Here is a 14,752-nt window from a genome sequence, read left to right on the forward strand (position 1 = left end):
TTGGTGTATCATATTTTATGATAGACCAAATTTACAACCAATGGCTACAATATTATTATCTGCCACCGTCAAACGACAAGAGTTTAACGCCACTTTTGACATCAAAGTCGCTAATAATAGCATTTATTATCGCAAGAATAATAGATGCGATAACAGATCCTGTTGTGGGATATTTATCTGACAATTCTAAATCAAAATATGGGAAAAGATCGATTTTTATGATGTTAGGTGGTTTACCACTTGGTATTTTTACAATTATGTATTTTTTTCCGCCTAAAAGTTCTGAAATTGCCACATTGATATTTTTATCAGTAATTGGAGGACTTTATTTTACTGCCTACACTTTAGTTGCAGCGCCGTATAATGCGTTAATTCCTGATTTAGCGTCCAACAAGAACGAAAGGCTTAATTTATCGACTTCTCAATCAACTTTTAGACTTATATTTACTGGAATAGCAATGATTTTGAATTTTAATTTCCAAGCTAGGTGGAACAAATACTGAAACTGGGATAAGAGCGACAGTTATTTTAATTTCTATTTTGGCTGTAATCGGAGTTTATGCGTGTGTATTTTTGCTGGATGAAAAAAAGTTTTCAAAGAATAATGAAGTTAAACATAAAAAATCTGCTGGTTTTTTTGAATCATTAAAAAAAATGAATGAAAAAGAGATAATTTTATATTTTCTAGGATATTTCTTCTTCTTTTCAGGATTTAACATTTTGCGTGGAGTGATGAATTATTATATTTCCCTTGTTATGAAGCGAGAAATGAGCTATTTAACAGTAACAACTCTTATTTTATTTGGAGTAGCAGGGCTATTTTTTCCTGTGACAAATAAATTGGGAAAAAGATATTCATATAAAAAAATATTGGTATTAGATATGATACTTTTAATTATCGGAACAATTGGTTTGATTTTCATAAACGAAAATTCCTACAGATTTTCCTACTTATTTTTTATAATTTGTGGAATGGGACTGAGTGGAGCAGCTTTTATTTTTCCACAAGCGATGTTAAGCGAACTTTCTGTAAAAATTTCAAAGATTAAAAAGACGAGTTTGGAAGGATTTATGTTTGGGATACAAGGGATGTTTTTAAAATTGGCATTTCTTGTGCAGCAAGTAATTCAGGCAGTTGTATTGACATTTGGAAATACTGGTCAGTTAAAGGGTGCGACTGCATTTGGTGTAAAAGCATCGCTAGTAGTGGCACTATTATTATTTTTAATATCATTATTTTTTTACAATTTAAATAAAGAAGATTAAAAAAAATCATGGAGGTTTTTATGGAAATTAAAGAATTTCAAGAAATAGCAAAAAATTTAAGAAAAGACATTGTTGAAATGATTTATAGAGCAAAATCTGGACATCCAGGTGGTTCTCTTTCAATTGTGGAAATCTTAACAGTACTTTATTGGAGTGAAATGAATGTTGATCCAAAAAATCCTAAAATGGAAGATAGAGATAGATTTGTTTTAAGTAAAGGACACGCTGCACCTGCTCTTTATGCGGCATTAATTGAAAAAGGATATGCTAGTAAAGAATTAATCCCAACTCTTAGAAGATGGCAATCACCACTTCAAGGGCATCCAGATATGAAAAAATTGCCAGGAGTTGAAATGTCTACAGGTTCATTAGGACAAGGTCTGTCAGCTGCAAACGGAATGGCTCTAAGCGCAAAGATTTACAAAAAAGATTACAGAGTTTACACTATTTTAGGAGATGGAGAATTGCAAGAAGGTCAAATTTGGGAAGCTGCAATGACAGCCGCCCACTATAAATTGGACAATTTAGTCGCAATTGTTGACTACAACAATTTACAAATTGATGGAAATGTAGCCGATGTAATGAATGTTGCACCAGTTGGAGCAAAATTTGAGGCATTTAACTGGAATGTGATTGAAATTGACGGACACAACTACGAACAAATTATTAAGGCATTGGATTGTGCTAAAACTGTAAAAGGAAAACCAACTTTAATAGTTGCAAATACCATAAAAGGTAAAGGAGTTTCGTTTATGGAAAATAACGCAGGATTCCACGGAGCTGCTCCAAATGACGAAGAATACAAGCAAGCAATGGAAGAATTAAAGTAGGAGGGATAAATAATGAAAAAAAAATCAACAAGACAGGCTTATGGGGAAGCTTTGGTAAAATTAGGAAAAGAAAATGAAAATATAGTAGTGTTGGAAGCGGATTTGTCAAAATCGACAATGACAGCGTTTTTTAAAAAAGAATTTCCAGATAGACATATAAATATTGGAATTGCAGAAGCTGATATGATAGGAACTGCAGCTGGACTTGCAACAACTGGAAAAATACCTTTTGCTTCAACATTCGCACTTTTTGGAGCGGGAAGAGCATACGACCAGATTAGAAATAGCGTGGCTTATCCTAAATTAAATGTAAAAATTTGTCCCACTCACGCAGGAGTTTCATTGGGAGAAGACGGAGCTTCACATCAATCGGTAGAAGATGTTGCATTAATGCGTGTAGTTCCAGGAATGACAGTTTTATGTCCAGCAGACGCAGTGGAAACTGAACAAATGATTTTTGCAGCTGCAAAATACGAAGGGCCTGTTTACATAAGATTGGGAAGATTAAATATCCCTGTGTTATTTGACGATAGTTACAAATTTGAAATTGGAAAAGCAAAAACACTTACAGAAGGAAATGATGTAGCAATTTTAGCAACTGGATTAATGGTTTACGAAGCAACCGAAGCTGCAAAACAATTGGCAGAACAAGGAATCAAAGCAAGAGTAATCAATGTTTCAACAATCAAGCCACTAGACGAAGAAACAATCTTAAAAGCCGCAAAAGAATGTAAATTTGTCGTAACAAGTGAAGAACACTCGGTAATCGGAGGACTTGGAAGTGCCGTGTCAGAATTTTTATCAGAAAATTATCCAACAAAAGTTATAAAACACGGAATTAATGACGAATTTGGACAAAGTGCCGATGGTGAAACAATGCTTGATAATTACAAGTTGAGAGCGAAAGATATTGTAGAAATAGTTTTGAGAAATATATAATCTATAATCTAATAAAAATTTTTATTTCTTTATTTAATAAAATAGAACAAATAGATATAAATATAGATATAAATTTAAATTTAGAATAAAATACACTGTAAACAATAGAATTAAATTAATAATAAAATTTTTATTTAAAAAATTTAAAAATATGAGAATAATATATTTGACAAATGAAGAAAACTGTTGTAAAATTATAGTAAGAATAATATTATTAGGAGGAATAAATAAATGGCAAGTAAAACAGTTACTATGACAAATCCTACAGGACTACATACAAGACCAGGTGGAGTATTTGTTGCAAAAGCAAAAGAATTTGAAAGTTCAGTTGAAGTAGAAAATGATGGAAAAAGAGTTAACGGAAAATCATTATTAAAATTATTATCTATTGGAATTAAAAATGGTTCTGAAGTTACTGTTTATGCAGAAGGTCCTGATGCTGATCAAGCAGTTGAAGTTTTAGGAGAATTATTAGCAACTATTAGAGATTAATCGGTAATGTTTTACATGATTATTAAAAACTATCTTAAGATATATTTTAAGGTAGTTTTTTTTAAAAAATATTAAATAAAAAAATTTAAAAATTTTTTTTGAAAATAAGTGAACAATATGATATAATAGGTTTGGAAAGTTAAATAAACAATAAATTATATGGAGGTAATTAGAAATGACTAGAATTGAAGATATCTATGCAAGAGAGATACTTGATTCAAGAGGAAACCCAACTGTGGAAGTTGAAGTATTCTTAGAAGGTGGAGCTATGGGAAGAGCATCTGTACCATCAGGAGCATCTACTGGAGTACATGAAGCAGTTGAATTAAGAGATGGAGACAAGTCTAGATATTTAGGACAAGGTGTTTTAAAAGCAGTAGAAAACGTAAACAAAATTATTGCTGAACACTTAATCGGATTCGATGCATTAGATCAAGTTGCAATTGATAAAGCTATGATCGAATTAGATGGAACTCCAAATAAAGGGAAATTGGGAGCAAATGCTATTTTAGGTGTTTCATTAGCAGTAGCTAAAGCGGCAGCTAACCAATTGGGTATACCTTTATACAGATACTTAGGTGGAGTAAATGCTAAAGAATTACCAGTACCTATGATGAACATCTTAAATGGTGGATCTCACGCAGATTCGGCTGTTGACGTTCAAGAATTTATGGTACAACCAGTAGGAGCTAAAACTTACAAAGAAGCTTTAAGAATGGGATCTGAAATTTTCCACCACTTAGGAAAAATCTTAAAAGCAAATGGAGATTCTACTAACGTAGGAAACGAAGGTGGATATGCACCATCTAACATTAACGGTACTGAAGGAGCTTTAGATGTAATTTCTCAAGCTGTTGAAGCTGCTGGATACAAATTAGGAGAAGATGTTACATTCGCAATGGATGCTGCTTCATCTGAATTTGCTACTCAAAACGCTGACGGATCTTACACTTATACATTCAAAAGAGAAGGTGGAGTTGTAAGAAACTCTGATGAAATGATCGAATGGTACAAACATTTAACTTCTAAATATCCAATCGTATCAATTGAAGATGGATTAGCTGAAGATGACTGGGATGGATTTAAAAAATTAACTGACGCTATTGGAGATAAAGTACAATTAGTAGGAGACGATTTATTCGTTACTAACACTAAGAGATTAGCTGAAGGAATTGAAAGAGGAATCGCAAACTCAATCTTAATTAAAGTAAACCAAATTGGTACTTTAACTGAAACATTAGACGCTATCGAAATGGCTAAAAAAGCAGGATATACTGCAGTAGTATCTCACAGATCAGGAGAAACTGAAGATGATACAATTGCTGATATTGCAGTTGCTACAAATGCAGGACAAATTAAGACTGGATCTGCTTCGAGAACAGATAGAATGGCTAAATATAACCAATTATTGAGAATTGAAGATGATTTAGCTGATGAAGCTATTTACGAAGGTAAAAAAGCATTTTATAACATTAGATTAAAATAGTTGTTATAAAAATTGAAAAAATGAAAAAAGTTAATTAATATAATTTCTTACAAACTAAGTTTGGGACTACTCGAAGGTTTTGACAAAATATTGACTTAAAAAAAGTAAGTATTTTCAAAAATTTTTCTTTGAAAAAAAGAGAAAGAGGAGTTCAAAACTTAGTTAAATTATTTTTTTTAAATAAAAATTGACATTAATTGAGAAATAATATATAATAATAGAAAATAAAGATAAATTTTTTAGGAGGCAAAAATGAAAAAAGTTGGAATTTTGTTTGTAGTTTTAAGTATGATGTCATTTTCTGCTAATACACAAACTGCAAAAACAAAACCTGGGAAAAAAGTAGCAACAAAAGCACAAGCACAGACATTAGTTGGTAGATTTAATCAATTAGAAGCTGAATATGCGAGATTAGTAGATATGGAAAACCAAGAATTTGGAAAAATTAAAGCTAATGCAGAAAACGCAGCTAAACAACTTGAAGAAAAACAAGCATTAAAATCTCAAATCGAAGAAAAAATCTCAAAAATTGAAAGTGCAGAAAATTCTAAAGTATTCAAAGCAAAATATGCTGGAATCGTAAAAGAATATAAAAATGTTGTTAAAGCTTTGGATTCTGAAATTAAAAAATTGTCAAATGTAGTTGAAAATTATCAAGCGTTAGAACAATTGAAAGGAGAAGAATAAGAATGAAAAAAAAATTAGCAATTTTATTGGGAGTATTGGCAATAAGTAGTATGTCATTTGGTGCTACTGATAAAAAAGGTACAAGTTCAATTGAAAACAGTTTAAATAACTTAGAAAAACAATTAACTGATTTGCAAAAAATGGAAGACCAAAAATTTGCTCAAGAAGAAGCAAAAGCAGCAGCAGCTCAACAAAAAATAGACGAATATTCAAAAATACAAGCAACAATTGATGAAAGAATTTCTACAATTGAATCATCAGCACAAACAAGTATTTTTGGAAAAGAATTCAAAACAAAAGCTTCAGAATATAAAGCTTTGAGCAATCAAATAGCTAAAGAAATAGAAAATCAACAAAAAATTATTGATAATTTTGAATTATTAAAATCATTAAGATAATTTTAAAATGTTTCCCAAAAGGGAGACATTTTTTTATTGGATGTGTAAAAATTTTTAATATTATAAAAAAATACCTTCTATTGTAATAACTGTTCAATTTATTATTACAAAAAGAAGGTATTTTTTTTAATTTTTTAAACTAATTCTTTTATTAATTCAAGTGCTTTTTCATAGTTTGGATGTTCGCTGATTTCAGGAACATATTCAACATATTTTATGATACCGTTTTTGTCGATGATAACAGTACCTCTTGCAAGTAATCGTAATTCTTTTATTGCGAATCCATATTTATGACCAAAGTCTAATTCCCTGTGGTCTGAAGTAGTTAGAGCATTTTTAATACCTTTGTCAGCACAATATCTTCCAAGTGCGAAAGGCAAGTCAACCGAGATTGAAAGCAGTTGCACATCGTCACTAAAACTAGCAGCTTCTTTATTAAATCTTGTCAGCTGTAATGCACAAACTCCTGTGTCAACTGATGGAAATACTGCGATTACAACAACTTTTCCACGGTAGTCGCTCAATTTTACTTCTTTTAAATCTGGAGCTAAAACAGTAAAGTCAACTGCACTATCTCCTACTTTTACTTCATTTCCAACCAATGTAACTGGATTTTTAAAAAATGTAACTTTATTTTTATATTCTTTCATTTTTCTATTCCCTTCTCTCCTTTCATATTTTCATTAATTTATATTAGCACATATTTAAAATGATTTCAAGATTATTTTTTTTCTGAAATATGTGAAATCGCTTCTTCAACGATATGTTTTACATGTTCGTCTTCCAGCGAATAATAGACAACTTTTCCTTCTTTTCTATATTTTACAAGTCTTGTCTGTTTTAGGACTCTCAGTTGATGTGAAATCGCTGATTGTGTCATAGCGAGTAAGTTTGCGATGTCACAGACGCACATTTCTTCTCGAAATAGTGCACTCAATATTTTCATTCTTGTAGCATCGCCCAAAACTTTGAAAAAGTCTGCAGTATCAGTTATTATTTCTTCTTTTGGAAAACTTTTTTTTACTTTTTGTATAGTTTCATTGTGAATAGCTTTTGATTCACAAATAGGAAGTTCTTCTTTTGTTTTTTTCATATTCGCTCCTTGCCAAGTTTTCATAATTATTATTATATACAGTTTTTTTAATATTTTCAACAAAAAATATTTTTTCATTATGTTAGTTTGTCAGAATATTGAAAAATTATTGTATAAATCAATGTTATTGTGGTATAATAATTAATGTTAATAATATTATCAAAAAATAATGGGGTAAAAAAATATGATAAAATTAGTTTTGTTAGATGTTGATGGAACGCTTACAGATGGCGGAGTTTATCACGGAAATGATGGAAATGTGACAAAAAAATTTAATGTAAAAGACGGTTATATCATTGTTAACGCCAGGAAAATAGGAATTGATTTTGGTATAGTTACTGGTGGAAACGGAAAACTTCTGGAATATCGTGCGAAAAAGCTAAAAATGAAACATTTATTTCTTGAAGTTGATAAAAAGGAAGATGTACTAAAAAAAGTAATGGACAAAACTGGGTTAAAAAGTGAAGAAATTGCATATATGGGCGATGATTTGAATGATATAAACATAATAAAAAAAGTTGGTTTTTCTGGGGCACCGGCAGATGCTGTAAATGAAGTTTTAGAAATAGTTGATTTTGTTTCTGCAAAAAAAGGTGGCAATGGAGCTGTGAGAGAATTCGTTGAAGTCATTTTGAAAAAAGAAAATTTATATGAAAAATTTTTAGAAGTATGCTTAATTTAAAACAAAAATAAAAAAATTATTTTAGGAGGGAAAGATGGCAATTAAATATTTAGACGCCAAAAGACTGAAAATGCTATTTATTGGCGGAGGAAAATGGGTGATAAAACACGAAGAGCTGTTAAATGAGTTAAATGTTTACCCAGTTCCAGACGGAGATACAGGAAGTAATATGGCGATGACTCTAAATTCTATGATAACCGATTTAGAGCAAAAGACAAGTGAAAAGATAACTATGAAAGAATTTATTGACACGGTTGAAGAAGCGGTGCTTATGGGGGCTAGAGGAAATTCTGGAACAATTTTGTCACAAGTGATAACAGGATTTCTTCGTGGAATTGGAGAAAAGAAAAAATTACTTCCAAAAGATGTCGCAAGTGCGCTGGTAAATGCCAAAAAGACAGCTTATAATGCAGTTGGGGAGCCTATAGAAGGAACAATTCTTACGGTTATAAGAAAAATATCTGAAAAAGCTGTGGAATGTTCGGAAAAAATGGAAGATTTAGTTGAATTTTTGAAAGAAATAGTTGAAACTGGGAAAAAAACTGTTGAAGAAACTCCAGAGCTATTGCCAAAATTGAAGGAAGCGGGAGTGGTGGACGCTGGTGGAAAAGGACTTTTCTTTTTATTTGAAGGATTTTACAAAGTTACGACTGAATTAAATCTGCTGGTTGAGCTGCAAAAGTCGCAAGTTAAAGAAACTGAATTTGATAAAACGATAGCAAATATTGACCACGACCCTGAAAGCATACGTTTTCAATATTGTACAGAATTTATAATTTTAAATGGAAATTTTGATACGGAAGAATACAAAAGAAGAGTGTTAGAATTGGGAGATTCAGCGGTATTCGCTCAAACTTCCAAAAAGTTTAAAACACACATTCACACAAATCATCCAGGAAAAGCTTTTGAAATAGCGTTGGAATATGGTCCACTTGAAAAAATGAAAGTTGAAAATATGAGATTGCAGCATGATAATTTACAAATTTTTAGCGAAAAAGATGAAGCCAAAATATTTGAAAATTCAAAAGTTGATAAAACAAAAAATGCTTTTGTAATTTTGGCAGATACTGAAAACTTGAAAGAAGAATTTTTGAAATTGGGAGCCGACGTTGTAATACTTGGTGGACAAAGTAAAAATCCGAGTGTTCAAGAGATACTAAATGCGATTGAAAAAGTTAAAAAACGAAATATTTATATTTTGCCAAATAATAAAAATGTCATTACAACGGCAAAATTAGCGGCTGAGAAATCCAAAAAAACAGTTATCGTGCAAGAAACAAAAACAATGCTGGAAGGGTATTATTACTTGAAAAATAAAGAAGACGGAGTTGAAGAAATAAGAAAGGCCGTTAAAAGAAACTATTCGATTGAAATCACAAAAGCTATAAGAGATACGAAAATTGAGAGCTTGACAATTGAAAAAGATGATTTTATTGGACTTGTAAACGGGAAAATAAAATATTCTAAAAAAACTTTGGATGAACTTGTAAATCAGATATTTGATGAATTAATAGCTGAAAACACAATTACAGCGACAGTTGTAGTCGGAAGTCAAAGAGATGAAGCTTCTAAAAAAAGAATTGACTCTAAATTGGCAAATATAAAAACTAAAATTATCGAGGGAAATCAAAATAATTACTATTATTATATCTATTTGGAAAATAAAGATCCAAAAATGCCTGAGATAGCGATTTTGACAGATTCGATTTCAGATTTGACAAAAGAAGATATAGAAGAACTGCCAATAAAAATTGTTCCACTAAAAATTGATATCAACGGAGAACTTTTAAAAGATGGGGTTGAAATAACAACATCAGAGTTTTGGCATGAAATGATGGGAAAAAATGCAAATATAAAAACTTCACAGCCATCACCGCAAGAGTTTTTAAACGCTTACAATAGACTTTTTGAAAAAGGGTACAAAAAAATAATTTCAATCCATGCTTCTTCAAAATTGAGTGGAACAATACAGGCGGCAAAAGTTGGTAGAAGCCTTACAAATAGAGAAAACGACATCGAACTAATAGACAGTATGGGAGTTTCATTACTAGAAGGATTTTTAGTACTAGGAGCCGCAGGAAAAGCTATAAGAGGTGAAAGTTTTATAACAGTTGTAAATTGGGTGAATAATTTTAAAAATAAAGGGAAATTGCTTATGATAATTCCTGACTTAAGATATTTAGAAAGAGGAGGAAGAATTGGAAAAGCAAGTTCTACAATAGCTGGAGCGCTTAACATGAAACCGATTTTGACAATTAATCAAGGAGAAATTGCTGTTGAGAAAAAAGTTCTAGGTGAAAGAAACGCACAAAAATATATTGAAAAATATATTGAGAGAGAAAGTAAAAAACAAAGCATAATAGTTATGAGTGGTTGGGGTGGAACTCAAACTGAACTGGACAGTGTAATGAAAGTTTATTCAGAAATTAAAAGCAATCCTAAAATAAGTACACTTATTTTAAATAGGGAAATTGGTGCGGTTATTGGAGCGCATGCGGGACCTGTTTATGGTCTTTTCGTTTTCCCTAGACTTAGTTAGAATAAGATAAATATTTTTGTAATCAAAATATTTTTTTAAAAAAATATATTAATTTAAAAATAAATGTGCTATAATGATGTTATCTAAATTTTATTGAAAATTTTTAGTAAGTTTAGATTTCACAAGCGAATAAGTGAAAAAATTAAAAATTTTCAAAGTGAAAAATTTTGAAGCAAAAAATGATTTTTTTGGTAAACAAAATGTAAAAATTTGTATGAAAATAAAAAATTATATAACTTCAATTAGATTTTGAGAGCTTACAAAATACATAAAAAACAAATAAGGAGGTTTTTATGAAATATCAAAATTTAGTAAATGGGGAATGGGTGCATTCAGCAAAAGAAATTACTGTTTATTCCCCAATAAATAATGAGGAAATCGGGACAATCCCATCAATGTCCAAAGAGGAAGTGGATATTGCAATGGAAACTGGAAAAAAAGCGCTAGAAAGTTGGAGAAATTTGTCAGCTGTGGAAAGAGCAAGATATTTGTACAAAGCGGCGGACATTTTGGAAAGAGATAAAGAAATAATTGGCGAAATTTTAACAAAAGAAGTTGCAAAAGGGTATAAGTCAGCAGTTGGAGAAGTTGTGAGAACAGCTGATTTGATTAGATATTCAGCTGAAGAAGGACTTAGAACAGTCGGAGAAATAGTGGAAGGTGGAAGTTTTGAAGCGGCTAGCAACAGAAAAGTTGCGATGGTAAGAAGAGAACCTGTAGGACTTGTACTTGCAATTGCACCGTTTAATTATCCAGTAAATTTATCAGCTTCAAAAATAGCGCCAGCATTAATCGGTGGAAATGTTGTATTGTTTAAACCACCAACACAAGGAGCAATAAGTGGACTTATGCTAGCGAAAGCGTTTAAAGAAGCTGGAATTCCTGCAGGAGTATTAAATACAGTGACAGGTAAAGGTTCTGAAATTGGAGATTATTTAATTGAACACAAAGAGGTAGATTTTATTAATTTTACCGGAAGTACTAAAACTGGTAAAAGAATTGGGGAATTAGCTGGAATGAAGCCTATCTTACTTGAATTGGGTGGAAAAGATGGAGCTATTGTTGCTGAAGATGCCAATTTAGAAAAAGCTGCAAAGGATATTGTAAGTGGAGCGTTTAGCTATTCTGGACAGAGATGTACCGCTATTAAAAGGGTGCTTGTTGTCGAAGAAGTAGCGGACGAGTTAGCTAGATTAATCAAAGAAAATGTAAGTAAACTTACAGTTGGAAATCCATTTGACAATGCGGACATAACTCCTTTAATTGATTTAAAAGCTGCAGATTTTATCGAAGGGCTTATGGAAGATGCTTTGGCTAAAGGTGCAATTCCGTTAAATCCAGTAAAAATGGAAGAAAACTTGTTGTGGCCAGTTGTTTTTGATAATGTGACACTTGATATGCAAATCGCTTGGGAAGAACCATTTGGTCCAGTTTTACCGATAATAAGAGTAAAAGACTTAGATGAGGCTGTTAAAATATGTAACGAATCTGAATATGGATTGCAATCTTCAGTATTCACAAAAGATTATCAGAAAGCATTTGACATAGCTTCAAGACTTGAAGTTGGGACAGTTCATATAAATAACAAAACTCAAAGAGGACCAGACAATTTCCCATTTTTAGGAATTAAAGGTTCTGGAGTTGGAGTGCAAGGGATTAAATACAGCATTGAAAGTATGACAAAAATAAAATCAATTGTTTTTGATTATTAATTAAAAAAAACATATAAAACTGTTTTGGGAAAGTTTAAAGTTTTCTCGAAGCAGTTTTTTTTGAAAAAATTTTAAAAAAATAATTTTTTTAAATTTGAAATAAAACTAATATAAAAATAAGAAAATATATTTAGTATTCAAAGGAATATGATGTATATTTATTTAGACTTAAAAATTAAATAAAATGAATTAAGTTTTAGAAAGAAGGGATTAAAATGAAAACAAAAAAAATGATTACAGTAGCTGCATTAGCAATGATTTTAGGAAGTTTTTCAGTAAATTACGCAGCTGTAAAAAATACTAAAACTGTAAAAAATATTGCAAAAACAACTAAAGCTGCTAAATTAGTTGAATCAAATGACTATACTTGTGGAGACAATACTTTAAAAGTTGATTTTTTTGACAATGATACAGCAAAAGTAAAGGTTGGAAAAAAAGTTTATAATTTGAAAAGAGCAGTTAGTGCAAGTGGAGAATATTTTGAAGACGGAAAAGGAGTGAGCCTTCACGTAAAAGGAGATGAAGGAATATTTACGGTTGGAGGAGTCGATAAAAGCTGCGAAGTCGCTGGTAAAAAATCAACATCTGAAAAACAAGTTGTAACTTATAAATTGAATGATGAAACTTTAAAAAATAGAAATATTAAAGTTGAATATGGAAATGATACGGCAAAAGTAACTGATTTTAATGGAGATGTTCACAATTTAAAAAGGGCAAAAAGCGCAAGCGGAATGTATTTTGAAGATGCAGATGGAGTAAGTCTTCACGTAAAAGGAGATGAAGGAATATTTACAATATCAGGAGTAGATTATTCTTTTGGGCAAAATTAATTAAATTAAAAATTTTTTTGTAATTTTATTTTTATAAAACTGTTTTGGAATTGTTTAAAACTTTTTTGAAACAGTTTTTTAGTTTATTTCTACTTGTCAGTTTGATTTTGTCAGTTTATAAAAAAAATTAGTTTCTGTACTTTTTTTAGAAAATATATTAAAATATACTTAGATAAAAAGAAAGTAGGAGATTATATATGAAAATTCAAAAGAGAAAAATAATTCTATTTTTAGGACTGGCAATTTTATTTGAAGGAATTTTAGGAGTAAAAAATGTTAATGCAAATAAAAAAATTGAAGAAATAAAACAAGAAACCAAAAAAACTGTTGACAAAGAGAAAAATATAGCTAGAAAAAATCAAGTAATCAAAGAAAAAAGAAAACTTATTTATACAAGAACTTTTAAATGTGACAAAAAAATGTATGAGTTAGATTATTTGACACCTAAAGTAACAAGAATTACAGATGTTACAAAAAATCAAAGTTTTCAGCTAGATAAAAAAGATAATGCATTTGGAGAATATTTTTCTAATGGAGTAATTTCTATTGAAATTTCAAAAGAAAAAGTTATTTTAACGAAAAATGGAAATAGAGCAATTTGTCAGGAAATATTAAAAAGCAAAAGATAAAAATATGTATTCTTAAAAGATTCGTGGTATAATTAAAATGAGAAGTTTATAAAATTTTATATTTTTTGATATTTTAGGAATTTTTAGAAAAAGGAATGGAGAAATTATGAAAAATGAAAATTTCACTTGTAAAAATTGTGGTGGGATGATGAAATATGACCCAAAATCACAAAATTTAAAATGTGAAAATTGTGGAAATGAAATAGAATTGCCAAAGAAAATATCATTAGTAAGACATGTTTTAAGCCAATATGAATATAATTTGAAAAAAATTCCTGAAGAAAAGACAACGGTTATACAATGTGAATCTTGTGGTGCGACGATAGAATTAAGTTCGGAAAAATCTTCGGCAAATTGTCCTTACTGCGGTTCTAATATTGTTGTCAGTGAAAAGATAATGTCAATTTTGGAGCCAGACGGATTACGGCCTTTTTTGATAGAGCAAAAAGAAGTTAAAATGATTTTTTCAAATTGGATAAAAAAGAGATGGTTTGCACCAAATGCATTAAAAAATCTTTATCAAACTGGGAAAATTATGGGAATTTATCTACCTTACTGGTCTTTTGACAACGATGCAGACTGTGATTATTTTGCAGAAGGTGGAATTGACAGGACGGAAGAGTATGAGGAAGATGGAAAAACTTACACAAGGACAATAACAGATTGGTATCCAGTCAGTGGAAATATACAAAATGAGTTTATTGATGTTGTTGTGCCAGGAACTAGAAGTCTACAGAGAAAGTTATTAAATAAATTACCTGAATTTAGCGTGGAAAGCACAATAAAATTTAATTCAGGATATTTGGCAGGATTTAGTTCTGAAGTTTTTAAAGTTCCGATGCGAGATGGATATGAACAGGCAAAAAATGTGATGAGAAATACTTTGGAGAGTTTGGTAAGCAGTGATGTTTTGAGAAATTATGATCATGTCAGGGGCATAAGAATGAATGTGAGCTGGTACAACGAATATTACAGACTTTTGATGTTGCCTGTGTATTCAACATCGTATTTATACGATAAAAAAGTATATCAAGTTGTAATTAATGGCGAAAATGGAGCAATAACTGGTGAATATCCAAAATCAGTCATAAAAATAGCATTAGCTATTTTGGCAGGAATTATTATCGCAATAATAATCTACAATCTTTTGAAAAATTAGAAAATAAAAA

At 30.5% G+C, this 14,752-nt stretch carries 14 protein-coding genes and 1 pseudogene; 13 read left to right on the top strand and 2 right to left on the bottom strand.

Going from position 1 to position 14,752, the window contains the following annotated elements; genetic code table 11:
- Nucleotides 1-17: 17 nt before the first annotated feature.
- The 7 genes and pseudogenes from AB8B22_RS00925 (at nucleotide 18) to AB8B22_RS00955 (ending at nucleotide 6,098) form a co-directional block, all read left to right on the top strand.
- Nucleotides 18-1,266, top strand: a pseudogene (locus AB8B22_RS00925) (MFS transporter).
- A 20-nt stretch (nucleotides 1,267-1,286) separates the two neighbouring features.
- Nucleotides 1,287-2,096 (top strand): transketolase, encoded by an 810-nt coding sequence (locus tag AB8B22_RS00930; RefSeq protein ID WP_094079363.1) that lies wholly within the window; start codon nucleotides 1,287-1,289, stop codon nucleotides 2,094-2,096.
- A gap of 12 nt (nucleotides 2,097-2,108) precedes the next feature.
- Nucleotides 2,109-3,035: a transketolase family protein gene (locus AB8B22_RS00935; protein ID WP_369711236.1), complete on the top strand. Its 927-nt coding sequence runs from the start codon at nucleotides 2,109-2,111 to the stop codon at nucleotides 3,033-3,035.
- 231 nt (nucleotides 3,036-3,266) lie between these two features.
- Nucleotides 3,267-3,527, top strand: coding sequence for an HPr family phosphocarrier protein (locus AB8B22_RS00940; protein ID WP_094079360.1), 261 nt, complete (start codon nucleotides 3,267-3,269; stop codon nucleotides 3,525-3,527).
- Nucleotides 3,528-3,702: 175 nt separating this feature from the next.
- On the top strand, nucleotides 3,703-5,013 hold the full coding sequence (gene eno / locus AB8B22_RS00945; RefSeq protein WP_211615675.1) for a phosphopyruvate hydratase: 1,311 nt from the start codon (nucleotides 3,703-3,705) through the stop codon (nucleotides 5,011-5,013).
- 252 nt (nucleotides 5,014-5,265) lie between these two features.
- On the top strand, nucleotides 5,266-5,700 hold the full coding sequence (locus tag AB8B22_RS00950; protein WP_094079358.1) for an adhesion protein FadA: 435 nt from the start codon (nucleotides 5,266-5,268) through the stop codon (nucleotides 5,698-5,700).
- Nucleotides 5,701-5,702: 2 nt separating this feature from the next.
- Nucleotides 5,703-6,098, top strand: coding sequence for an adhesion protein FadA (locus AB8B22_RS00955; RefSeq protein ID WP_094079357.1), 396 nt, complete (start codon nucleotides 5,703-5,705; stop codon nucleotides 6,096-6,098).
- Between the two features lie 134 nt (nucleotides 6,099-6,232).
- Here the strand turns inward: AB8B22_RS00955 and tpx are convergent, their stop codons facing one another.
- Together tpx and AB8B22_RS00965 are read right to left on the bottom strand one after the other, a co-directional pair.
- Complete coding sequence (gene tpx, locus AB8B22_RS00960; protein ID WP_369711237.1) at nucleotides 6,233-6,748, bottom strand: thiol peroxidase; 516 nt, start codon at nucleotides 6,746-6,748, stop codon at nucleotides 6,233-6,235.
- Nucleotides 6,749-6,819: 71 nt separating this feature from the next.
- Nucleotides 6,820-7,191, bottom strand: coding sequence for an ArsR/SmtB family transcription factor (locus AB8B22_RS00965; protein ID WP_094079355.1), 372 nt, complete (start codon nucleotides 7,189-7,191; stop codon nucleotides 6,820-6,822).
- 184 nt (nucleotides 7,192-7,375) lie between these two features.
- On the opposite strand from AB8B22_RS00965, the gene AB8B22_RS00970 reads away from it, so the two are divergent.
- The 6 genes from AB8B22_RS00970 to AB8B22_RS00995 all read left to right on the top strand — a co-directional run bounded on the left by AB8B22_RS00970 (nucleotide 7,376) and on the right by AB8B22_RS00995 (nucleotide 14,742).
- Nucleotides 7,376-7,873 (top strand): KdsC family phosphatase, encoded by a 498-nt coding sequence (locus AB8B22_RS00970; protein WP_094079354.1) that lies wholly within the window; start codon nucleotides 7,376-7,378, stop codon nucleotides 7,871-7,873.
- 34 nt (nucleotides 7,874-7,907) lie between these two features.
- A complete protein-coding gene (locus AB8B22_RS00975; protein ID WP_369711238.1) occupies nucleotides 7,908-10,412 on the top strand; it encodes a DegV family protein in 2,505 nt (834 codons plus the stop codon).
- Nucleotides 10,413-10,705: 293 nt separating this feature from the next.
- Nucleotides 10,706-12,124: an NADP-dependent glyceraldehyde-3-phosphate dehydrogenase gene (locus AB8B22_RS00980; protein WP_369711239.1), complete on the top strand. Its 1,419-nt coding sequence runs from the start codon at nucleotides 10,706-10,708 to the stop codon at nucleotides 12,122-12,124.
- Nucleotides 12,125-12,339: 215 nt separating this feature from the next.
- Entirely contained in the window at nucleotides 12,340-12,954 is a 615-nt protein-coding gene (locus AB8B22_RS00985) for an MliC family protein (RefSeq protein ID WP_369711240.1), read from the top strand.
- A gap of 197 nt (nucleotides 12,955-13,151) precedes the next feature.
- Nucleotides 13,152-13,583 (top strand): hypothetical protein, encoded by a 432-nt coding sequence (locus tag AB8B22_RS00990; RefSeq protein ID WP_369711241.1) that lies wholly within the window; start codon nucleotides 13,152-13,154, stop codon nucleotides 13,581-13,583.
- Nucleotides 13,584-13,689: 106 nt separating this feature from the next.
- Nucleotides 13,690-14,742 carry a hypothetical protein gene (locus tag AB8B22_RS00995; RefSeq protein ID WP_094079349.1) on the top strand — a complete coding sequence of 351 codons (1,053 nt, stop codon included), beginning with the start codon at nucleotides 13,690-13,692 and terminating at the stop codon, nucleotides 14,740-14,742.
- The last annotated feature ends 10 nt before the right edge of the window (nucleotides 14,743-14,752 follow it).

The sequence above is a fragment of the Leptotrichia rugosa genome (assembly GCF_041200005.1).
GTDB classification, from domain to species: Bacteria; Fusobacteriota; Fusobacteriia; order Fusobacteriales; family Leptotrichiaceae; genus Leptotrichia; species Leptotrichia rugosa.

Coding starts and splice junctions, on each gene's coding strand:
- AB8B22_RS00930 (WP_094079363.1), top strand. CDS start 1,287: ATGGAAATTAAAGAATTTCAAGAAATAGCAAAAAATTTAAGAAAAGAC.
- AB8B22_RS00935 (WP_369711236.1), top strand. CDS start 2,109: ATGAAAAAAAAATCAACAAGACAGGCTTATGGGGAAGCTTTGGTAAAA.
- AB8B22_RS00940 (WP_094079360.1), top strand. CDS start 3,267: ATGGCAAGTAAAACAGTTACTATGACAAATCCTACAGGACTACATACA.
- eno (WP_211615675.1), top strand. CDS start 3,703: ATGACTAGAATTGAAGATATCTATGCAAGAGAGATACTTGATTCAAGA.
- AB8B22_RS00950 (WP_094079358.1), top strand. CDS start 5,266: ATGAAAAAAGTTGGAATTTTGTTTGTAGTTTTAAGTATGATGTCATTT.
- AB8B22_RS00955 (WP_094079357.1), top strand. CDS start 5,703: ATGAAAAAAAAATTAGCAATTTTATTGGGAGTATTGGCAATAAGTAGT.
- tpx (WP_369711237.1), bottom strand. CDS start 6,748: ATGAAAGAATATAAAAATAAAGTTACATTTTTTAAAAATCCAGTTACA.
- AB8B22_RS00965 (WP_094079355.1), bottom strand. CDS start 7,191: ATGAAAAAAACAAAAGAAGAACTTCCTATTTGTGAATCAAAAGCTATT.
- AB8B22_RS00970 (WP_094079354.1), top strand. CDS start 7,376: ATGATAAAATTAGTTTTGTTAGATGTTGATGGAACGCTTACAGATGGC.
- AB8B22_RS00975 (WP_369711238.1), top strand. CDS start 7,908: ATGGCAATTAAATATTTAGACGCCAAAAGACTGAAAATGCTATTTATT.
- AB8B22_RS00980 (WP_369711239.1), top strand. CDS start 10,706: ATGAAATATCAAAATTTAGTAAATGGGGAATGGGTGCATTCAGCAAAA.
- AB8B22_RS00985 (WP_369711240.1), top strand. CDS start 12,340: ATGAAAACAAAAAAAATGATTACAGTAGCTGCATTAGCAATGATTTTA.
- AB8B22_RS00990 (WP_369711241.1), top strand. CDS start 13,152: ATGAAAATTCAAAAGAGAAAAATAATTCTATTTTTAGGACTGGCAATT.
- AB8B22_RS00995 (WP_094079349.1), top strand. CDS start 13,690: ATGAAAAATGAAAATTTCACTTGTAAAAATTGTGGTGGGATGATGAAA.